This window comes from Achromobacter deleyi (genome assembly GCF_902859705.1).
GTDB lineage: Bacteria > Pseudomonadota > Gammaproteobacteria > Burkholderiales > Burkholderiaceae_B > Achromobacter > Achromobacter deleyi.
In genome coordinates, this window is record NZ_CADIJO010000004.1 from 29,316 (window position 1) to 50,524 (window position 21,209).

Genomic DNA, 21,209 nt, shown 5'->3' on the forward strand with positions numbered 1-21,209 from the left:
GTCAGGCCAGTCCCAGCATCTGGGCAAGGGTTTGAGCGGGTTGCGGACGTTCCAGGCTGATGCGCCGTTCCAGGTCCGCCAGGTGGTTGTCGTTGATCTTCACGGCCTCGGCCACCTGCCCGCGTTCGAGCAGGTCGACGATCAGCACGTGCTCGCCGTGTTCGCAGGCGGCGTTGCCCGGCGGTTCGTACAGCGCCACGATGAGCGAGCAACGCGACACCAGTTCGGCCAGGTAACCGTGCAGGATGGCGTTGCCCGACAGCTCGCCCAGCCGCACGTGAAAGGCGCTGGCCTGTCGTGCCCAGGCCGGCTGGCCAGCGCGATGCAGCAGCGCATGCTCGTCGCGCAGCTGCTTGCGCAGCGAGGCGTAGTCGGCCTTGGTGGCGCGGGCGGCGGCCAGCGGCAGCAAGGCGGCTTCCAGCGCGCGCCGCGCCTGGAAGATCTGGCGGGTGTCTTCGGGCGTGGGCTCGGCCACCACGGCGCCGCGGTTGTGGTGCAGATCGACCACGTGCTCGTGCGCCAGGCGCTGCAAGGCCTTGCGCGCCACCGAGCGCGACACGCCGAAGATCTCGCACAGGGCGGCTTCGGGCAGCTTGGTGCCGGGCGTCAGGCGCTGGCTCATCACGCTTTCGTAGACGGCCTCGCAGATGCGGCGTTCCTGGTCGGCGTCAGGCGCAGCATCGTCGAGGGCGGGTGCGACGACAGCGGCGCGGCGCTTGGCGGCCGGCGTGGAACGGGGTTTGGCGGGGCTGCGGGTAGGCATGGCGGAGCTCGGTATTGGCAAGAAGGTCGCAGGGGTCGAAGATCAGCGGGCGGGGTCAGGCCGTGGGCGTCAGGCTGTCCATATGGCGGCAGATGTCACCGGGCGTGGCGAACCAGATCTCGCCGCGGTCGCGCGCGGCGGCCAGCGGCGCCAGCGCCCGGCGCAGGTGCCGCAGCCGATAGGGCTGGCCCACGATATACGGATGCAGCGCAATGCCCATCACCAGCGGCTGGCGCTGCGCCTGCATCCGCATTTCCTCGAACTGGTCAAGAATCATATCGGCAAAGTCGCGGGCGTCCATCTTGCGGCCCATGATCATGGGGATGTCGTTCAGCTCCTGCGGATATGGAATCGCCCACAGGTCGCCGGCGCGGGTGCGCATGCGCACCGGCTGGTCGTCGTGGCACCAGTTCAGGGTGTAGCGGTAACCGGTTTCGGCCAACAGGTCGGGCGTGGCGTGGCTTTCGGAAATCCAGGGCGACAGCCAACCGGCGGGCGCACGGCCGGCGTGCTGGCCAATGCGGTCACGGCAGTGTTCGAGCAACGCGCGTTCGTCGGGTTCGGACAGGCCGCCCTGACGGTGGGCGTTGCTGTAGCCATGCCCGATCAATTCGTCGCCGCGCGCCAGGCAGGCGTCGACCAGTTCGGGGCAGTGTTCATACAGCGCCGTGTTGATCAGCACGCCGGCGGGCAATGCCAATTCGTCGAACAGTTCCAGGCAGCGCCATGCCCCCACCCGATTGCCGTACTCGCGCCAGGCGAAATTGAGCACGTCGGGATGCGGCGAGGCCGGCCCCAGCTCGGCCCCCAGGCCCTCGCCGAAGGCGAAGTGCTCGATATTGAAGCCCAGGTACACCGCCAGGCGCGCGCCGTTGGGCCAGGCGTAGTCCGCCCGGCCGGTAATGGCCTGGTACGGGAAGCGGCCATGGCTGGCGAGCGGCGCAGGGGCCCAGGGCGCGGGCGCGTCGCGCCCCGGATTGGTGCTTGAGAGCGGGGATGGATTCATTTTGGTGCAAATCCTGATGCGTGATTGTGAACAAAAATCTTCGTGTTTTGGGAACAAAATTTTGTTTAAGGCGCGACAAACGGTCTGACAAACCGTCCACATCCCCCAGGAACCAAGCCTTGCGCGACAGCTGCGGCGCAGAGCCGGCCAGGTGGCATGGATCTTGCATAGGGAACCGGAGCAGCACTTGAACCCATGCAAGATCCGTTCCACTTTTCCAGGAGTGCCCGATGACCCCGACCCGCCGTTCCTTTCTGCTTCGCACCGCCAGCGCCGCCTTGTTCGCGGCCGGCCTGGCCATGCAACCGGCGCTGGCCGCCGACCCGATCAAGATCGGGCTGATCACCGCGCTGTCGGGCGAATCGGCCCGGGCCGGCGAAGCGCTGACGCGCGGCATGACCATCGCGATCGACGAGATCAACGCCAGCGGCGGCCTGCTGGGCGGACGCCAGGTGGTGCTGGTGCGGCGCGACGACGAAGGCAACCCGGCCAAGGGCATGGCCGCCGCGCGCGAGCTGATCTACAAGGAAAAGGTCACCGTGCTGTTCGGCGGGCTGGACACGCCGGTATCGATGGCGATCGTGCCCATCGTGAACCAGGAGAAAGTACCGTTCATGGGCCCGTGGGCCGCCGGCACCGCGATCACGCAGAACAAGGGCAATCCCAACTTTGTCTTCCGCGTGTCGGCCATGGACGAGATCGTCGACAGCGCCATGGTGCAGTACGCGCAAAAGACGTTCCAGAGCGCCAAGCCGGGCATGATCCTGGTCAACAACCCCTGGGGTGAATCGAACGAAAAGGGCCTGAACGCGGCGCTGGCCGCCGCCAAGATCGCGCCGGCTGGCGTCGAGAAATTCCAGCCCGCCGACCTGGATATCACGCCCCAGCTCAGCCGCCTGAAGGCGGCTGGAGCCGACACGCTGTTCCTGGTGGGCAACGTCGGCCCGTCGGCGCAGGTGGTCAAGTCGCTGGACCGCATGGGCTGGAAGGTGCCGGTGGTGTCGCACTGGGGTCCCGCGGGCGGACGCTTCACCGAGCTGGCCGGCCCCAATGCCAAGAACGTGCACTTCGTGCAGACCTACAGCTTCTTCGGCAAGCAAAGCCCGGTCGGTGAAAAGGTGATGCAGGCGCTCAAGGCCAAGTATTCCGACATCAAGGGCCCGCAGGACATCACGCCGGCCGTGGGCGTGGCCAACGCCTATGACGGCATGCGGCTGGCGGCGCTGGCCATTGCCCAGGCCGGCTCCACCGACGGCGACGCGGTGCGCCAGGGCTTCTACAAGATCGGCAAGTACGAAGGCCTGATCAAGACCTACGAGCAGCCTTTCACGCCGGCCTCGCACGATGCGCTCCGCGAGAACGACTACGTGTGGACCCACTTCGTGGACAACCGCATCCTGCCGGTCGCTGGCGCGCAGTAAGCGCGCACCGCCACCATCGCCAACGGGAGACACGCATGTTGTGGATGTCCGCCATCGTCAGCGGCCTGGGCCTGGGAAGCATGTACGGGCTGATGGCCCTGGGCTTTTACCTGACCTACGCCGTGTCGGGCACGGTCAATTTCGCGCAGGGCAGCTCGATGATGCTGGGCGCCGTGCTGACCTACACCTTCGCGCAGACGCTGGGTTGGCCGCTGGCGGCCGCCCTGCCACCGGCGCTGGCGCTGTGCGCGCTGTACGGCCTGGTGGTCGAGCGCCTGGCGGTGCGGCCATTCGCCAGCCGCGGCTCCAACGCCTGGCTCATGTCCACGGTGGCGCTGGGCATCGTGCTCGACAACGTCGTGATGTTCACCTTCGGCAAAGAGCCGCGCAGCCTGCCGTCGCCCTTGGCGCAAGCGCCGCTGGAGATCGGCGGGCTGGGCCTGGGCGTGTATCCGCTGCAATTGCTGATTCCGCTGATCGGGCTGGCGCTGGCCGCCGCGTTGCATACGCTGTCTCGCCGCACCCGCTGGGGCGTGGCGCTGCTGGCGGTGGTGCAGAACCCCAATGCCGCGCGCCTGATGGGCATCCCCGTGCGCCGCGCCATCATGGCGGCCTTTGCCGTGTCCACGCTGTTTGCCGGCATTGCCGGCGCGCTGGTCGCGCCGCTGTTCAACGTGCAGGCCGACATGGGCACGCTGTTCGGCCTGAAAGCCTTCGTGGTAGCCATCCTGGGCGGCATCACCAGCGCCTGGGGCGTGATGCTGGCGGGCCTGCTGTTCGGCGTGGTCGAAGCGCTGATCACCGTAACGCTGGGTTCCGGGTACACGCAGATCATCAGCTTCGCGCTGGTCATCGTGATGCTGGCCGCGCGCCCCGACGGGCTGTTCGGCCGCGCTGCCGCAAGGAAAGTCTGATGGACAAACGCATTGCATCCTTTCCGCTGGCGCTGGCGGGCTACGCGCTGCTGGCCGTTGCCAGCCTCGCGCTGGCCGCCTGCGTCAATGGCTATTACGTCTTCGTGCTGGGCAACGTGGCGCTGCTGGCTCTGGCAGGCATCGGCCTGAACGTGCTGCTGGGGCTGACCGGGCAGATGTCGTTCGGCCACGCGGCGTTCTACGCCATCGGCGCCTACGTGGTGGCGATCTTGACCGGGCAGGCGGGCTGGAGCTTCTGGCTGGCCTGGCCGGTGGCGGCGCTGGTGGCCGGCGCCTTCGGCCTGCTGCTGGCGGTGCCGGCGCTGCGCGTCAAAGGCCCCTACCTGGCGATGATCACCATTGCCTTCGGCTTCATCGTGGAACACGCGCTGATCGAAGGCGGCGACGTGACCGGCGGGCAGAACGGCTTGATGGGCATCGTGCAACCCTCGCTGGGCAGCCTGGGCGGCGACCGCGGCGTGGCCATGCTGGCCATCGTTGCCGTGTTCGTCGCGCTGGCGGGCTATGCGCGGTTGGCGCGCGGCGCCTGGGGCGCGGCAATGCGGGCGGTCAAGGACAGCGAGACCGCCAGCGAATCGATCGGCATCAATCCGCTGGTCGTCAAGGCGGTGGCGTTCATGGTGTCCGCGGCGGTGGTGGGCCTGGCTGGCGGGCTGTATGCCTCGCAAGCCGGCATGATCACGCCGCACAACTTCAACTTCATGCAGTCCATCCTGTTCGTACTGGCGGTGACCATCGGCGGCGCCGGCTCGCTGGCCGGGCCGCTCTTGGGCGCGCTGGTGGTGGGCCTGTTGCCCGAAGTGCTGGCGGGGCTGGAGGAGTACCGCCTGCTGTTCTTCGGCGCCTTCCTGCTGGTGGTGCTGTGGGCCGCGCCCGACGGCGCGGCCGGGCTGCTCGGACGTTGGCGGCAGCGCCGCGCGGCGCCGCGGCTGGCGCCCCGCCAAGGGGGCATCACGGCCAGCGGCAGGCCACGCCGTGCCCTGCAGGCCCAAGGGCTGACCATGACCTTCGGCGGCGTGCGCGCGGTGCAGGACGTGTCGTTCAACGTCGCCCCCGCCGCCGTCACCGCGCTGATCGGGCCAAACGGCGCGGGCAAGTCCACCGTCATCAACATGCTCAGCGGTTACTACACGCCAACCGCCGGCACGGTGACCCTGGGCCAGGATTCCCTGGCCGCGCTGCCCGCCTACCGCGTGGCGCGCAGCGGCATTGCGCGTACCTACCAGACCTCGCAATTGTTCGACACGCTCAGCGTCGAAGACAACGTGGCGCTGGGCTTGTTGCGCGGCCGTCTTGGCGGACTGCTGGCGCAGCGGCGCTACCTGGCCGCCGACGCGCGCGAACGGGCGCGCGCGCTGCTGGCATTTTGCGGCTACGAGGGCGCGCTGGACACGCCCGCCGCCGACCTGCCACACGTGGACAGGCGGCTGGTGGAGATTGCGCGCGCGCTCGCCACGGACGCCGACGTACTGCTGATGGATGAACCCGCGGCCGGCCTGTCGCGCGAAGACAAGGCCCGCCTGGCCGGGTTGCTGCGGCGCATCGCCGAGGCCGGCGCAGGCGTGCTGCTGGTCGAACACGACATGGCGCTGGTCATGGGCGTGTCGAACCACATCGTCGCCATCGACGCCGGCCGTGAACTGGCGCAAGGGACGCCCACCCAGATCCAGCAGTCCGCCGCGGTGCGGCAAGCCTACCTGGGTGACGACGCCGCACGGCGCGCACCTGCCGCACGCCCCGCCTCGACGAGCGCCGGCATCGCCCCCGAGGTGCTGGGGGTAGGCAGCCTGACCACCGGCTACGGCGCCAACCCCGTGCTGCATGGCATCGACCTGCAGGTACGCCAAGGCGAAATGGTGGCGCTGCTGGGCGCCAACGGCGCGGGCAAATCCACGTTGATGCGCACGCTGGCGGGTCTGCACCGGCCGGCGCAAGGCGGCATGCACCTGCAGGGCCAGGAACTCAATGGGCTGACGGCGGACCGCATCGTGGCGCGCGGACTGGTGTTGGTGCCCGAAGGCCGCCAGGTGTTTCCCGACCTGAGCGTGCTGGACAACATCCGGCTGGGCGCCTTCCTGCATCCGGCCGACCGTGATGCGCGGGTAGAAGAAATGCTGACGCGCTTTCCGCGGCTGCGCGAGCGGCTGCACCAGCGTGCCGGCCTGTTATCCGGCGGCGAACAGCAGATGCTGGCCATTGCGCGCGGGCTGATGTCCAAGCCCGTCATCTTGCTGCTGGACGAACCGTCGCTGGGGCTGGCGCCCAAGATCATCGACGAGCTGTTCGAAGCGCTGGACCGGCTGCGTGCCGAATCCATGACGATCCTGCTGGTGGACCAGATGGCCGCGCTGGCGCTGTCCCTGGCCGACCGCGCCTACGTGCTGGAATCCGGCCGCGTGGCGGCGCAGGGCACGGCGCAGGAGATCGCGGCCGATGGGGCGTTGGCCCGCGCCTACCTGGGCGCGTAGCGACACGGGCGCTGTCGGGCCGGCTCGGGACGAATCGGGTCTGCCCGAGTCAGTTCGGGTCGGCTCGGACGCCCTGCCCGCCAGCCGGCCCGCGTTTCCCGGCAGGCCGATCAGGCGTTTTCGCCGCCCAGCCGCGCGCCTTCGCGCACGATGCCGCAACGCTTGTAGGCGCGCATCACCACGCCCACTTCGCTGGCCAGCACGCCGTCCAGCTCGCCCAACCGGCGCGTGACCACATCCCACAGGTGCAGGCTGTCACGGCACAGCACGTGCCAGAACAATTGCGATGCGCCGCTGGTGCCGAACAGGCATCGCGTGTTCGGATCCAGCGCCAGATGCGCGGCCAGCGCATCGACCGCCTGCGGCCGCACCTGCACCGAAATCACCGCCTCCACCGGAAAGCCCACCAGGGCAGGCTCGACCTCGACCCGGAAGCTCAACGCGCGCCGGTCCACCAGGTGTTGCAGCAGACGATGCGCGGTGGGCTCGCTGACGTCGGCGTGCCCGGCCAGTTCCGCCAGGCTGGCGCGACCGTCGCGCATCAGATGGGCGACGATGCGTTGCTCGGCGTCCGTCAGTGCAGCCGGCGGCGCCAACGACGGCTCCTGCGCGTCTTCAGGCGTCTCGGCATCGGCCTGGATGCGCCATTGCCCTGCCCGCCGGAACGGCCGCAGCACCAAGCGGGCCTCGACGTGCTCGACCCCGTCAATCGACGGCAGCACGCGCGTCACGACGTCGGGCATGTCCGCTGCGTCTTCCAGCGTCAATTCCGCCATCAGGTCCGCGGTGCCGGCCAGCGTCACCACCAGTTGAGTGATGCCCAACCGCGCCAGCGCCTCGGCGACGTCCGGCACACGGCCCGACCGGCAGCGCACCCAGGCATGCAGCACCACGCCGCGGCCGGTGGCCAACGGGTCGGCTTCGGCGATGACGCGCAGGGCGTCGGCGTCCATCAGCCGCTTGATGCGCCGCGCCACGGTGCGCTCGGCGATGCCGGTGGCCGCGCCCAGCTCCCGCCAGGACGCGCGCGGGTCCGCCTGCAAGGCAATCAGGCAGGCCAGATCGGTGTCATCGAGCGCTGGCATTAGGGGCTTACCCTTACTTGACGTGACCATATTCATTAATCTAACGTTCGCGCATTGATAAAAACACAAAATTAAACGGTCTATTTGACCAAAAATAAATACCCGAGGATCTTATGAGCACCCCATCCGCAACCCTGCGCGCCACGCAGGGGGCAAGCGCCGCGCCCGTGTCGCGGGCCCGCACGATTCTGGCCGGAAGTGTAGGCAATGCCGTCGAATGGTTCGATTGGACCATCTATGCGTCGTTCGCCATCTTCTTTTCCAGCCAGTTCTTCCCTGAAGGCAACGAAACCGCCGCCCTGCTCTACACCTTCGGCATCTTCGCCGTCGGCTTTTTCATGCGTCCGGTGGGCGGCTGGGTGCTGGGCATCTTTTCCGACCGCTACGGCCGCAAGGCCGCGCTGGGCCTGACGATCCTGATGATGGCGGGCGGTTCCCTGATCATCGCCGTCACCCCCACCTATGCCGCCATCGGCCTGGCCGCGCCCCTGCTGCTGACCGCGGCGCGCCTGCTGCAAGGCCTGTCGCTGGGCGGAGAGTATGCCTCGGCCACGACCTTTTTGGCGGAAATGGCGCCGCCCGAAAAGCGCGGCTTCTATTCCAGCTTCGTCTTCTTCAGCGCCGCAGTGGGCATCCTGGCCGCCTCGGCCGTGGGCTGGATCCTGACGTCGACGCTGACCAAGGCTGACATGGCCGCCTGGGGCTGGCGCATTCCGTTCGCCCTGGGCGCGCTGGGCGGCCTGGCCGGCATGTGGATCCGCCGCTCGATTCCCGAAACCGAAGCGTTCTCGCACGCCAAGAAGGCCGGCGTCGAAAAGCAGCCGCTGCGCACCCTGCTGCGCGACCACCCGCGCGAAGTGCTGCGCATTGTCGGCTTCTCCATCCTGACCACCTTCGCGTTCTATATCTTCGTGGCCTACGTGCCCACCTACGCCATCCGCCAGGTCAAGGCCGACCCGCAGGTCGCGTTCGCCGCCAACACTATCGCGCTGATCGTGTTCATGCTGGTGCAGCCGCTGTTCGGCATGCTGTCCGACCGCATCGGCCGCAAGCCGCAGCTGATCTTCTTTGCCGCCGGCTACCTGATCTTCTTCTACCCGCTGATGAGCACGCTGGGCCCGTCGTTCGGCTCGATCCTTGCCGTGGAACTGTTCGGTCTGGTGCTGTATGCCATGTACACGTCGATCGCCCCGGCCATCATGTCCGAGCAGTTCCCGACCAGCGTGCGCGCCGTCGGCATCGGCGCGCCGTACAACCTGGTCGTCGCGCTGCTGGGCGGCACCACGCCCTACCTACTGACCTGGCTGCAAAGCAAGGGCATGGAGCGCTGGTTCTTCTATTACGTGCTGGCGGGCGCCGTCATCACGCTGATCACCTTCATCCGCATGCCTGAAACCCGGGGCCAATCGCTGAAGTAACGCGCCTCTTGCAGCGTCCCATGCCCCGCTTTCCGGCCCCGATGGGCCGGAAGGCTTTTTCATTTTCGTGAGAGCCATGCCAGACCAAGACACCGCCCTGCATTTCCGAGAAGCCCGCGAACTCGCCCGTGCCATCCGCGATGGCGAACTGACGTCGCGGCAGGTCACCACCCACTTCCTGGACCGCATCGCACGTGCGCCGCAGCTCGCTGCCTACAGCGAAGTCACCGCCGAACGCGCGCTGGCCCAGGCCGACGCCGCAGACCGCCTGCAAGCCGCGGGCATCTCGATGGGCCCTCTGCACGGCGTGCCCGTGGCGGTAAAAGACAGCGTGCAATGGGCAGGCACCACGATCAGCGGAGGGTCACAGACCCGTCGCGGCGTGGTCAGCGACGAGACATCCGCCGCCGCCCACGGGCTGGCCGCGCAGGGCATGCCCATCCTGGGCAAGACCCGCATGACCGAATTCGCGTTCGGCCTGTCCGGCCAGAACCCTACGCAAGGCACCGCCTGCAACCCCTGGGACGCCCGCGAAGCGCGCGCGCCGGGCGGCTCGTCCAGCGGCGCCGGCGTGGCGGTGGGCGCCGGCCTGGCGCCGTTGGCGTTGGGCGGCGACACGGGCGGCTCCGTGCGCGCCCCCGCGGCGCTCAATGGCGTGGTCGGCTACAAACCGTCTTCGGGCGTCATCAGCCGCGCCGGCTGCCTGCCGCTGTCGGACACCCTGGATGTGTTGGGCCCCATCGCCCGCAGCGTGGCGGACGCACGCCTGTTGACGCAGTTGCTGGCCGGTCCGGACATCGATGATGCCGCGACGCTGGCGCTGGCGCCCGGCTGCATCACGGCCCTGCGCCGCCCCGCCGCGCGTCGGCGTGCGTCGGTAGCGGTATTGGCCCCGCAAGCCTGGCCGGCCCCGCTGACCGACGAAGGCCTGCGCATCTGGCACGACGCCCAGGAACGCCTGGACCAGGCCGGCTGCACGCCCGAAGCCTGGCATCCGCCCGCCACGTTGTCGTTTGCCCGCATGGCGGACGACAACTCGCTGGTGCTCGCCTACGAGGCCTATCGCTATTACGGTGCGCTGGCAGAAGACCCCGCCCAGCCCCTGTGGGACGTGGTGCGCGCACGGATCGCCGCCGGTGGCCGCATCACCCAGGCCGAGTACGAAGCCGCCCTGCAGCGCCGCCAGGCCGACATGGCCGCGTTCGCCGCCGCCATGCAGGGGCTGGATGCCCTGCTGATGCCCGCCTGCGACCAGGCCGCACAACCGCTGGATGCGGCCGACGTCCGCCACACCGGCCTGGGCAAACTGTTGCGCCCGGCCAACTTCCTGGGCGCGGCGGCCATCGCCCTGCCGGCCGGTTTTGACGCCGACGGCATGCCGCTGGCCGTGCAACTGCTGGCCCCCGCGGGCGGCGATGCCGCCATGCTGGACTGCGCCGCGGCCATCGAACGGGTGCTGGCGCCCGTGCCCCGCACCCCCGACCTCTCGGCGTGGGGACTGTAGCCCCCAGCTGTCGTCCAAAGAAAAAACGCCCCTGCAAGTGCTTGCAGGGGCGTTTTTTTTGCTGGAAGCGGACGGCTTACAGCGCCTTCTTCAGTTCCTGGACCTTGTCCGTGGCTTCCCACGAGAATTCCGGCTCGGAACGGCCAAAGTGACCATAGGCGGCGGTCTTGGTGTAGATCGGGCGCAGCAGGTCCAGCATGTTGACGATGCCCTTCGGACGCAGGTCGAAGTGCTCGCGCACCAGCTTGGCGATCTGGTCGTCGGGGATGACGCCGGTGCCTTCGGTGTACACGGTGATGTTGATGGGCTCGGCCACGCCGATGGCGTAGCTGACCTGCACCTGGCACTGGCGCGCCAGGCCGGCGGCCACGATGTTCTTGGCCACGTAGCGGGCGGCGTAGGCAGCCGAGCGGTCGACCTTGGACGGATCCTTGCCCGAGAACGCGCCACCGCCGTGCGGGCATGCGCCGCCGTAGGTGTCGACGATGATCTTGCGGCCGGTCAGGCCGCAATCGCCTTGCGGGCCGCCGATGACGAAGCGGCCGGTCGGGTTGACCAGGAACTTGGTCTGGGGCGTGATCAGGCCGTCGGGGAAGCTGGGCTTGATGATGTCTTCGATGACGGCTTCGCGGATGGTTTCCTGCGTGACGTCGGGCGCGTGCTGGGTCGACAGCACCACCGTGTCGACTTCAGCCGGGCGGCCGTCGATGTAGCGGAAGGTCACTTGCGACTTGGCGTCCGGGCGCAGCCACGGCAGGCGGCCGTCCTTGCGCAGTTCGCTCTGGCGCTGCACCAGGCGGTGCGCGTACCAGATCGGGGCCGGCATCAGATCGGGGGTTTCGTCGCAGGCGTAGCCGAACATCAGGCCTTGGTCGCCCGCGCCCTGGTTCAGGTAGTCTTCCGAGCTGCGGTCCACGCCCTGGGCGATGTCCGGCGACTGCTTGTCGTAGGCGACCAGCACCGCGCAACCCTTGTAGTCGATGCCGTATTCGGTGTTGTCGTAGCCGATGCGGCGGATCGTGTCGCGCGCGACCTGGATGTAGTCGACGTTGGCGGTGGTGGTGATTTCACCGGCCAGCACGACCAGACCCGTGTTGCACAGGGTTTCGGCGGCAACGCGGGCGTTGGGGTCCTGCGTGAAGATGGCGTCCAGAATCGCGTCGGAAATCTGGTCGGCTACCTTGTCGGGATGCCCTTCGGAAACCGATTCGGAAGTAAAGAGAAAGTCGTTGTTGGCCACAGATGCGTCCTTTCGTGTCCGGTACAGCCGGAACATAGGTTCACGAGGCGCGTAGCACCCCGGACTGCATTGACATACGCTGATCTGGGCGCGACGCTTTAGCGGATTTGGCAAGAGACGCGCAATGCGCTGGACCCCTGCCGTCGCCCCGCAAGTTGTCGGTTAACTCGGCGACCTGCCGATTTTAAGCGAAAATGCGTTACTTATGCTTGTGCCGCCATTGGGGTCTTTCCCCCGAGCACCGGCATCACCATGCCCGATCTCAGCCATTTGCCGCATGCTGCTAGCCCTGTTTCGCCTGTTTGCTTCCTTGCCCCTGCCCGTCGCGCACGCGCTGGGGCGCCTGCTCGGCCGCGTGGCCTACGCGTTTCCCGGCAAGTACCGGCGCCGCCTGCAGGCCAATGCGGCCCAGGCGGGCTACCCCGGCGCGGCATTTGCCCGCCAGGCGGCGGGCGAAGCCGGCGCCATGATCCTCGAAATGCCCCGGGTCTGGTTCCGCAATGAGCAAAGCCTGGCCCAGGTGGTGTCGGACGACAACGCCGTGGTGGACGCCGCCCGCGCCGAAAACCGCGGCATCCTGTTCCTGACCCCGCACCTGGGCTGCTTCGAGATCACCGCCCGCTACCTGGCCCGCCAGATGCCCATGACCGTGATGTTCCGCCCGCCGCGCAAGGACATCCTGGCACCGCTGCTGGAAACCGCGCGCAACAGCTCGGCGGTCAATGCCGTACCGGCCACCATGCAGGGCGTGCGCGAATTCGTGCGCGCCCTGCGCCGCGGTGAATCGGTCGGCATGCTGCCCGACCAGGCCCCCGGCGTCGGCGACGGCGTCTGGGCCCCGTTCTTCGGGCGCATGGCCTACACGATGACCCTGCCGGGCAAGCTGGCCAGCCAGACCGGCGTGCCGATCATCCTGACCGCCGGCGAACGCCTGCCCGGCGGCCGCGGCTGGCGCATCCACTACGTCCGCGTGCCGGAACCCCTGCCCGCCGACCCCCAGGCCCAGGCCGCGCTGCTGAACGCCGCCATGGAAACGCTGATCCGCCGCTGCCCGCGACAATACCTCTGGAGCTACAACCGCTATAAGACCCCGCGCGGCGCGCCGCCTGCGCCCGCCGACGGCGCCGCGGCCGAGCCCGGCTGACGCCCGGTTCGCGCCCCCTGCTCCGCCCCGGTCTTATGCCCCTATTTTGCCCATGAACGAATCAAAAACGCGCACGCTGGTTTCCCTGCTGAAATGGTTTGGCCGCATGCGGCCCGCCACGCGGCAACGCATCGGTGCCACGCTCGGCTGGCTGGCCATGCGCCTGGCCAAATCGCGCACCCGCATCGTGCGCCGCAATCTCGAACTGTGCTTTCCCGACCAGCCCGAGGCCGTCCGCGAACGCTGGGTACGCGAACATTTCCGGGCGCTGGCGCAATCCATCGTCGACCGCGGCGTGCTCTGGTACGGCACGCCCGAGGCCATCAAGGACATGGTCACCCAGAGCGGCGCCGAGCGCATCAACGAACTCACCGCCCAGGGCCGCAGCGTCATCCTGCTGGCGCCGCACTTCATCGGCCTGGATGCCGCTGCCACCCGGCTCACCATGGAAGTGCCCAGCGCGGCCACCATGTACACCCCACAAAGCGACCCTCACATCGATGCGGTTGTAGCCGCCGGACGGGCCCGCTTCAACGAGGTCTTCCTGGTCAGCCGCAAGGACGGCGTACGCGAACTGATCCGCCACCTGCGCGCCCCGCGCCCGGTGTACTACCTGCCCGACATGGACTTCGGCCGCCAGGGCGCCGTGTTCGCACCGTTCTTCGGCGTGCAGGCCGCCACCTTGCTGGCCACCGCCCAACTGGCCAAGAAGTGGGACGCCGCCGTGCTGCCCATCCTGGATTTCTGGAACCCCGAAACCGGTCGTTACCACGCTGAAGTCCTGCCGCCGCTGGAAAACTTCCCGGGCGAGGACTCGCTCGAGGAAGCCACCGCCCGCCTGAACCGCGAACTCGAGGCCTGGGTGCGCCGCTGCCCCAGCCAGTACTACTGGGTCCACCGCCGCTTCAAGACCCGGCCGCCGGGCGAAGCCAAGATCTACTAGGCCGCGCGGCCTGCCGCAGGATCACCGCCCGCGGCAGCGCCCACGGTTTCCCCGGCCAGAATGGGCGATAATCCCCCCATGAACTGGAACTTCACCAAAATGCATGGCGCGGGCAACGACTTCGTCGTGCTCGACGGCGTTCGCCAAGTCATCGACATGACGCCCGAACGCGCGCGCGCGCTGGGCGACCGGCACTTCGGCATCGGCGCCGACCAGATCCTGCTGGTCGAACGCGCCACCCGACCCGACGCCGATTTCCGCTACCGCATCTTCAATTCCGACGGCAGCGAGGTCGAACACTGCGGCAACGGCGCGCGCTGTTTCGTGCGCTTCGTGCACGAACAAGGTCTGTCCGACCGCAATCCGCTACGCGCCGAGATCGCCACCGGCATCCTGGTCCTGGACGAAGGCGACGACGAACAGGTCACCGTCGACATGGGCAGTACCCGCTTCGATCCGGCCGCCCTGCCTTTTGACACAGACGGCCTGGCCTCGCGCGCCGAAGGCCAGGACACGCTCTGGGAACTGCCGCTGGACACGCCCGCGGGCCTGCCACGCAGCGTCAGCCTGTCGGCCGTGGCCATTTCCAACCCGCACGCGGTGCAGGTGGTCGACAACGTCGACACCGCCCCTGTCGCCATCGTCGGTCCGCTGGTCGAGACCCACCCGCGCTTTGCACGCCGGGTCAATGCCGGCTTCATGCAAGTCGTCGATCGCCACAACATCCGGCTGCGCGTGCACGAACGCGGGGCCGGCGAAACCCTGGCCTGCGGCACCGGCGCCTGCGCCGCCGTCGCGGCCGGCATCCGCCGCGGCCTGCTCGATTCCCCCGTGCGCGTGCAAACGCGCGGCGGCGTGCTGACCATCGCCTGGACCGACGGCCAGTTGCGCATGACCGGCCCGGCCGAATCCGTCTTCACGGGGCAGGTCGACATCGACAAGCTCGTCTTCTCCATGGCGCTGAACCGATAACCCATGACCGATACCGCATTCACCGCCCAGGACATCGCCACCTTCCTGCAGGAACACCCCGGCTTCTTCGACCAGCACGCCGACGTCTTCGCGACGCTGCAAGTGCCGCATCCGCATGGTTCGCGCGCCATCTCGCTGGGCGAACGCCAGATCCTCACGCTGCGCGAACGCAATCGCGAACTCGAATGGCGCCTGAACGAACTGGTGCGCAACGCCACCGCCAATGAAACCATCGGCGGCCATGTCGCCAAATGGTGCTGCCGCCTGCTGTCGGAAAACGATCCTCAGCTCGTGCCCGGCGAAATCGCCCTGGGCCTGGCCGAGCAGTTCGACATCAACCACGTCTCCCTGCGACTGTGGAACCTGCCCGAACTGCCCGAAACCGGCTACGGCGAACCCGTCACGCAAGACGTGCGCACGTTCACCGACAGCCTGAAAACGCCGTATTGCGGCACCGACACCGCCTTCGAAGCCGCCGGCTGGCTCGACGCCAAGCCCAAGTCGCTGGCGCTGGTGCCGCTGCGCCTGGAAACCGACGGCGCCAGCGTCGGCCTGCTGGTGCTGGGCTCGGACGACGCCGAACGCTTCACGCCCGACATGGGCACCGCGTTCCTCGAATCGATCGGCCAACTGGCCTCGGCCGCGCTGCATCGGCTGAACCCGGCCGCCCCCAAGGCCTGACCCCATGACGGCGGGGGCTTCCATGCAGGCACCGCAAGCACCGGACGCCCCCCTGTCCGACCCGATGGCGGCCTGGCTGCGCCATCTGGAAGCCAACCGCCGCTATTCCCCGCATACGCTCGCAGGCTACCGGCGCGAACTGCACTTCCTGCGCGACCTCGCCGAGCGCGCCAAGCTGCCGCTGGACACTCTTGGCAACGGCCACATCCGCCAATTCGTGGCGCGGCTGCACGCGCAAGGCCGCGGCCCGCGCAGCCTGGCGCGCACGCTGGCGGCATGGCGTGGCTTCTATCAATGGTGGGCGCCGGTCGTCGGCCTGGCCGGCAATCCCGTTGCAGGCGTACGCGCCCCCAAGGCGCCGCGCGGCCTGCCCAAGGCCCTGTCGGTCGAACAGACCCAGGCCCTGCTCGACCGTCCTCAGGCACAGGTCGCCACCGAGCCGGCCGCCTTGCGCGACCAGGCCATGTTCGAATTGCTGTATTCCAGCGGGCTGCGTCTGTCTGAACTGGTGGGGCTGGACCTGCGCTACGAGCGCTCGACCCACTACGAATCCCGCGGTTGGCTCAACCTGGACGATGCCGAAGTCATCGTGCTGGGCAAAGGCGGCAAGCGCCGTTCGGTGCCGATAGGCCAGGCGGCCCTGGCCGCATTGCGCCGCTGGATCGAAGTCCGCCCACAGTTGGCCCCGCCCGCCGCGCAACCCGAAGACGCGGCCGCCCTGTTCCTGGGCACGCGCGGACGACGCATCTCGCCACGCGTAGTGCAGTTGCAACTGGCGCAGATCGCGCAAGCCGCCGGCCTGCCCACCCATGTGCACCCGCACGTACTGCGCCACAGCTTCGCCAGCCACGTGCTGCAATCGGCCCAGGACCTGCGCGCCGTGCAGGAAATGCTGGGCCACGCCAACATTTCCACCACCCAGATCTACACCCGCCTGGACTTCCAGCACCTGGCACGCGCCTACGATCAGGCGCATCCGCGCGCCGGCCGCAAATCCTGACGCCAGCCGCTCAGCCGCCGCCCGCCAGCATCCCACCCAAAAGCAGCACGCCCAGCGCCAAGACCGCCAGTGCGGCCAAGGCCTCCACGCCATAGCGCAACCGCGCCGCCCCCACGCTGGACAGCCGGCCGCCCAGGGCTGTTGCCGCACCGCCTGCGGCCACCGCCAGGCAAGCCAGCGCCGCGACCGTCAGGCCCGTGCCCAGGCCCATCGCCAATGCCGATGCCACGCCCGCCATGAAGAACCCCTGCGACAACGCAAACACCAGCACGATCAACGCACCGCTGCACGGCCGCAGTCCCACCGCCAGGATCGCCGACCAGGCACGACGCCAATTCAGCGGCCCGGCCACCTGCTCCGGCGGCGGCACATGCGCGTGGCCGCAACCGCAGTCGTCGTGATGGTGATGGTCAGGGTCGTGCAACGCGCTCGGCAACGCGGCTGCCGCAGGGCCTTGCCGCACAGGCGCCGCCTGCACCGAGATGGCCCGCAATGCCGCAGCCCCCTTCAAGGCTTGGCCCGACCCGGCTACCGCAGACGGTCTTGGTCCATCAACGCCACGGTTGGCCGGCTGCGCCGCAACAGGCCGCCGGCGCAGCAATGGCCGCAGCGCCTTGACCCACACCAGCCACACGCCCAACAGCGTCACCAACGCATACGACGCCAGCTCCAGCCAGCGCGTCGCCTGGTTCATCGTGGAAGCCGTGGCGTTGAACACCAGCGCCAACACCGCCACCATCGCGATCGCCACCAGCGCCTGCACCAGCGACGACGCCAGGGCCAGCAAGGCCCCATTGCGAGCCGTCTGCCGGTTGGCCAGCACATAAGAAGAGATGACCGCCTTGCCGTGCCCCGGCCCCAGCGCGTGGAACACGCCATAGGCGAACGACAGGCCGATCAGCATCCAGGCCGCCCCGCCGTCGGCCTGCCAGGCCCGCACGGCCGATGTCAGTTGCCGGTAGAAATGGCTTTGCCACACCGACACCTGGCCGAAAAAGCTCGCCAGCCAGCTTGGCCCGCCCATGCCTGCGCCGCTTTCCGGCACGCCGAACGGATGCGCGCCCTGCGCATCGGCCACCCCGGTCCAGGCCATGGCGGCCAGCGCCAGCAGCCACGCGCACGCGGCGGCGGCCGAACCGCCCGCCGTCAGGCGCATTGCACCTCGATTCGGTGCGTCAACCCTTTGGTGATGGCGAAAAGCTCTTCCGGCAGCGCGTCCGGATCGGCCGGGATCGCGGCCAGCTGCTGCATGGTGTTCCAATCCAGTTCCTTCGGCTTGCGATAAGCCGGCTTGCAGGCCGCCGCGCCGGGACCACCCAGCGTGACAGCGCCCTTTTCATCGAAGGCGTAGGCCACGAAATACGTCGGATCGTAGATGTCCACCTGGGCGCCCGCGGCATCCAGCGCGGCGGGCTCGGCCAGCGGCAGCGTGAACGCCAGCGCCAATCGGCCCGTCTTGGGGTTCCACGTCACGCGGGCATCTCGCGGTGCGGCAAACGCTATGGTCTTGCCCGCCACCGTGACCCGCGTGAAATAGTGCGAGACCGGCTCGCCCAGTGCCTTCATCCAGTCTTGCGCCATACCCTTCAAGGTGTCGTCGGCAAGCGTGCCGCCCTTGCCCTTCTTGAGGCCTTGCGTGGCGTAGGCGCCGAACATCTCGTCGAACAGCCAGACCTGCCGCACGGCGGTGATCCGGTGCTGCTCGTCCAGGTCGACCACCGCGCGGGCGTCTATCCACATGTGCGGGTGCGCGTTGGCGGCGCCGGCCGCCAACGCGCCCGTCACGGCGATCAGGGCTGCAAGGCCGCGGCGAGCTGACGTACGTTCCATTCAAACATTTCCAGGTAGGTGGCGCCGGGTTGTCCGGGCTTGGACAGCGCATCGGAATAAAGCGTACCACCCACCTTGGCGCCGGTTTCGCGTGCGATCTGCTGCACCAGGCGCGGGCTGGTGATGTTCTCGACGAACACCGCCGGCACCTTCTCGCGCTTGACCTGTTCGATGATGCGCGCCACGTCGCCGGCCGCCGGCTCGGCAGCGGTGGACACGCCCACCGCCGAAATGAACTGCACCCCGTAGGCATCGCCGAAATAGCCGAACGCATCATGCGAGGTCACCACCTTGCGGCGTTCCGCGGGAATCGCCGCAAAGGTCTTGCGCACCGACGCGTCGGCGGCCTGGATGCGGGCGATGTAGGCGTCGGCGCGCTTGCGGTAGGCGTCGGCATGTGCCGGGTCCGCGGCGGCCAGGCCGTCGGCCACGTTGCGCGCGTAGATCACGCCGTTGGCCAGGTTCTGCCAGGCGTGCGGGTCGTTGTCGCCATGGCTGTGGCCGTGGTCCGCTTCGCCATGGGCGTGGGCGGGCGCGTGGTCATGATCATGGTCCTTGTCGCCGTGATCGTGGCCGTGGCCGGCGAATTTGCGCGCGGTCACGCCCTTGGACGCCACCACCGTCTGGCCCGAGAAGCCGGATGCCTTGACCAACCTGGGCAGCCAGGCCTCGAAGTCCAGCCCGTTCACGAACAGCACTTTGGCGGCGGCCAGCTTCTTGGCGTCCGCGGGGGTGGGCTCGTATTCATGGGCGTCGCCGTCCGGTCCCACCAGGGTCGTCAGTTGCACGTCATCGCCGCCGACTTCGCGCACGATGTCGCCCAGGATGGAAAAGCTGGCCACGGCCTGCAGCGGCTGGGCGGCATGCGCCACGCCGAAGGTCGCGGACAGCCACAAGCCGGCGGCAGCCAGCAAGGCGCGGCGGCGCGACAGCGCCAGCGATAGGGAAGTCATAGCGAATCTCCTTGAGGGATCAGGCCCGGCGCGGTCTGCGCGGCGCCCGCAGCAGCCCGCCCAGCGGGCCGCAAACGATGGAAAACAGGTAACAGACGCCGGCCGCCAGGATGATGGCGGGCGAGGCCGGCACGTTGAAGTGGTAAGACACCAACAGGCCGGAAATCGACGCAGCCACGCCGATGCCGGCGGCCAAGGGAATCTGGCCAGCCGCCGAACGCAGCCAGAAGCGGGCCGCGGCGGCCGGCAACATCATGATGCCGACCACCATCAAGGTGCCCAGCACCTGGAAACCCGCCACCAGGTTCACCACCACCAGCACCAGAAAGCCCATGTGCGCCCAGCCGCCGCGTCCGCCGCTGGCACGCAGGAAGCCCGGGTCCAGGCATTCCGCCACCAGCATCCGGTACAGCGCCGCCAGGACCACCAGCGTGACGCTGGCCGTGGCCGTCACCAGCAGCAGCGCGGCGTCATCCAGGCCCAGCACCGTGCCGAACAGCACGTGCAGCAGATCCATGTTGGAGCCGCGCAGCGACACCAGCAGCACCCCCAGGCCCAGTGAGATCAAATAGAAAGCGGCGAAACTGGCGTCTTCGCGCAGCGGCGTCAGCCGCGCCACCAGTCCCGCCAGCAGGGCCACGGCCAGGCCGGTCGCGACGCCGCCCAACATCATCGCGCCCAGCGACAGGCCGGACAGCAGGAAACCCGCCGCCACGCCCGGCAAGATGGCGTGCGACATCGCGTCGCCCATCAGGCTCATGCGGCGCAAGACCAGGAACACCCCCAGCGGCGCCGCGCCCAACGACAAGGCGCAGGCGCCGGCCAGTGCGCGGCGCATGAAACCGTAGTCAAGGAAAGGCGACACGACCCATTGCAGTGCGCTCATGCGAACGCTCCCGCGTGCCATTGGCGCGCCGTCTTCAGGTTCTCGTCGCACAGGGCTGATTCGGTATCACCCCAGGCCACCACCGAACCGGACAACAGCAGGCATTGCGGAAAATGGTCGCGCACCATGTCCAGGTCATGCAGCACGGTGATGACGGTACGCCCCTGGCCATGCAGGCCGCAAAGCAGCGCCATCAGGTCATCGGCGGTGTGGCTGTCCACGGCGGCGAACGGTTCGTCCAGCAGCAGCACCGGCGCATCCTGCACCAGCATCCGCGCGAACAGCGTGCGCTGCATCTGTCCGCCGGACAACGTGTCCACCCCGCGTCCTGCCATGCCGGCCAGGCCCACGGTCTCCAGCGCGTGCAGGCAACGATCGATTTCCTCGGCCCCGTAGCGCCGCCAGGCGCCGACCCGGCGCCATGCGCCCATCGCCACCAGATCCAGCACCGACACCGGAAACGAACGGTCCAGTTCGGCGGCCTGGGGCAGCCAGGCCAGTTCCGACCGCCCGGCCCCGCCCACGGTGACGCTGCCCGACAACGACCGCAGCACCCCCATGATGCCTTTGATCAACGTCGACTTGCCGGCCCCGTTGGGCCCCACCACGGCGGTCATCGCGCCCGGCTCGAAGCGGCCCGACACGCCGCGCAACGCCGCATGCCCGTGCCAGCCGAAGGACGCATCCCGCAGCTCGATGGCGACCGGTGCCGCGTTCATCGGGGCCACCAGTCCATGGCCCAGCCGGTCAGCGCCCACAGCACGGCGGCCGCGGCCAGCGCGTAGGCCATGCGACGCCAGGCAGACGCCAGGAAGCTGGAACGGTGGGAGGCGCCCGGCCCCGGCGCGGCGCCGGGCCGCGGGGGCAAGAGCGAAAAGTGAGACATGGAAACGACAGGCTACGAAACAGATTTATTATGTTATATCATAACTAACAAGGCTTGAAAGGGCGCCTTTCGCC

General features: G+C 68.6%; 20 protein-coding genes. 10 read left to right on the forward strand and 10 right to left on the reverse strand.

The annotated features are described in order from the left end of the window. Position 1: 1 nt before the first annotated feature. Positions 2–763 carry a GntR family transcriptional regulator gene (locus HV798_RS07200; protein WP_025136223.1) on the reverse strand — a complete coding sequence of 254 codons (762 nt, stop codon included), beginning with the start codon at positions 761–763 and terminating at the stop codon, positions 2–4. A 55-nt stretch (positions 764–818) separates the two neighbouring features. Then, a complete protein-coding gene (locus HV798_RS07205; protein WP_175192436.1) occupies positions 819–1,769 on the reverse strand; it encodes a polysaccharide deacetylase family protein in 951 nt (316 codons plus the stop codon). Between the two features lie 230 nt (positions 1,770–1,999). On the opposite strand from HV798_RS07205, the gene HV798_RS07210 reads away from it, so the two are divergent. From HV798_RS07210 to HV798_RS07220, 3 genes are read left to right on the forward strand one after another with little or no spacing between them, the layout of a single operon-like run. Further along, a complete protein-coding gene (locus HV798_RS07210) occupies positions 2,000–3,190 on the forward strand; it encodes an ABC transporter substrate-binding protein (protein WP_175192435.1) in 1,191 nt (396 codons plus the stop codon). A 35-nt stretch (positions 3,191–3,225) separates the two neighbouring features. Then, positions 3,226–4,104: a branched-chain amino acid ABC transporter permease gene (locus HV798_RS07215; protein WP_175192434.1), complete on the forward strand. Its 879-nt coding sequence runs from the start codon at positions 3,226–3,228 to the stop codon at positions 4,102–4,104. Continuing rightward, positions 4,104–6,593 (forward strand): branched-chain amino acid ABC transporter ATP-binding protein/permease, encoded by a 2,490-nt coding sequence (locus HV798_RS07220; protein WP_175192433.1) that lies wholly within the window; start codon positions 4,104–4,106, stop codon positions 6,591–6,593. Before HV798_RS07215 ends, HV798_RS07220 begins: the two co-directional genes overlap by 1 nt. A gap of 110 nt (positions 6,594–6,703) precedes the next feature. Here the strand turns inward: HV798_RS07220 and HV798_RS07225 are convergent, their stop codons facing one another. Next, positions 6,704–7,714, reverse strand: a complete 1,011-nt coding sequence (locus HV798_RS07225) for an Lrp/AsnC family transcriptional regulator (protein ID WP_175192432.1) — start codon at positions 7,712–7,714, stop codon at positions 6,704–6,706. Positions 7,715–7,791: 77 nt separating this feature from the next. Between HV798_RS07225 and HV798_RS07230 the strand changes: the two genes are divergently transcribed. Together HV798_RS07230 and HV798_RS07235 are read left to right on the forward strand one after the other, a co-directional pair. Beyond that, the gene (locus HV798_RS07230) at positions 7,792–9,096 is read left to right on the forward strand and encodes an MFS transporter (RefSeq protein WP_175192431.1); all 1,305 of its coding nucleotides are present in this window, start codon (positions 7,792–7,794) and stop codon (positions 9,094–9,096) included. Positions 9,097–9,172: 76 nt separating this feature from the next. Next, positions 9,173–10,600, forward strand: a complete 1,428-nt coding sequence (locus HV798_RS07235; RefSeq protein WP_175192430.1) for an amidase — start codon at positions 9,173–9,175, stop codon at positions 10,598–10,600. Positions 10,601–10,676: 76 nt separating this feature from the next. Here HV798_RS07235 and metK read toward each other — a convergent pair whose 3' ends face one another. Continuing rightward, positions 10,677–11,840, reverse strand: a complete 1,164-nt coding sequence (metK, locus tag HV798_RS07240) for a methionine adenosyltransferase (RefSeq protein WP_025136231.1) — start codon at positions 11,838–11,840, stop codon at positions 10,677–10,679. Between the two features lie 277 nt (positions 11,841–12,117). Between metK and HV798_RS07245 the strand changes: the two genes are divergently transcribed. The 5 genes from HV798_RS07245 to xerC are packed head-to-tail and all read left to right on the forward strand — an operon-like array spanning position 12,118 to position 16,580. Further along, positions 12,118–12,984, forward strand: coding sequence for a lysophospholipid acyltransferase family protein (locus HV798_RS07245; protein WP_025136232.1), 867 nt, complete (start codon positions 12,118–12,120; stop codon positions 12,982–12,984). 52 nt (positions 12,985–13,036) lie between these two features. After that, positions 13,037–13,927, forward strand: a complete 891-nt coding sequence (locus tag HV798_RS07250; RefSeq protein ID WP_175192429.1) for a lysophospholipid acyltransferase family protein — start codon at positions 13,037–13,039, stop codon at positions 13,925–13,927. Positions 13,928–13,987: 60 nt separating this feature from the next. Further along, a complete protein-coding gene (gene dapF / locus HV798_RS07255) occupies positions 13,988–14,899 on the forward strand; it encodes a diaminopimelate epimerase (protein WP_175192428.1) in 912 nt (303 codons plus the stop codon). Positions 14,900–14,902: 3 nt separating this feature from the next. Continuing rightward, the gene (locus HV798_RS07260) at positions 14,903–15,580 is read left to right on the forward strand and encodes a DUF484 family protein (protein ID WP_175192427.1); all 678 of its coding nucleotides are present in this window, start codon (positions 14,903–14,905) and stop codon (positions 15,578–15,580) included. A gap of 22 nt (positions 15,581–15,602) precedes the next feature. Beyond that, a complete protein-coding gene (gene xerC, locus HV798_RS07265; RefSeq protein ID WP_175192426.1) occupies positions 15,603–16,580 on the forward strand; it encodes a tyrosine recombinase XerC in 978 nt (325 codons plus the stop codon). Positions 16,581–16,590: 10 nt separating this feature from the next. Here xerC and HV798_RS07270 read toward each other — a convergent pair whose 3' ends face one another. Genes HV798_RS07270 through HV798_RS07295 form a run of 6 tightly spaced genes read right to left on the reverse strand, consistent with a single transcriptional unit; the run spans position 16,591 to position 21,135 of the window. Next, positions 16,591–17,673 (reverse strand): nickel/cobalt transporter, encoded by a 1,083-nt coding sequence (locus HV798_RS07270; RefSeq protein ID WP_246288633.1) that lies wholly within the window; start codon positions 17,671–17,673, stop codon positions 16,591–16,593. A 53-nt stretch (positions 17,674–17,726) separates the two neighbouring features. Beyond that, positions 17,727–18,410 carry a DUF1007 family protein gene (locus tag HV798_RS07275; RefSeq protein ID WP_175192425.1) on the reverse strand — a complete coding sequence of 228 codons (684 nt, stop codon included), beginning with the start codon at positions 18,408–18,410 and terminating at the stop codon, positions 17,727–17,729. Next, positions 18,371–19,363: a metal ABC transporter substrate-binding protein gene (locus HV798_RS07280; protein WP_025136239.1), complete on the reverse strand. Its 993-nt coding sequence runs from the start codon at positions 19,361–19,363 to the stop codon at positions 18,371–18,373. The genes HV798_RS07275 and HV798_RS07280 overlap by 40 nt, the downstream gene beginning before the upstream one ends. Before the next feature lie 19 nt (positions 19,364–19,382). Then, entirely contained in the window at positions 19,383–20,249 is an 867-nt protein-coding gene (locus tag HV798_RS07285) for a metal ABC transporter permease (RefSeq protein WP_175192424.1), read from the reverse strand. Beyond that, positions 20,246–20,968, reverse strand: a complete 723-nt coding sequence (locus tag HV798_RS07290; protein ID WP_175216346.1) for a metal ABC transporter ATP-binding protein — start codon at positions 20,966–20,968, stop codon at positions 20,246–20,248. Before HV798_RS07290 ends, HV798_RS07285 begins: the two co-directional genes overlap by 4 nt. After that, the gene (locus HV798_RS07295) at positions 20,965–21,135 is read right to left on the reverse strand and encodes a hypothetical protein (RefSeq protein WP_175192422.1); all 171 of its coding nucleotides are present in this window, start codon (positions 21,133–21,135) and stop codon (positions 20,965–20,967) included. The genes HV798_RS07290 and HV798_RS07295 overlap by 4 nt, the downstream gene beginning before the upstream one ends. Positions 21,136–21,209 lie beyond the last annotated feature (74 nt).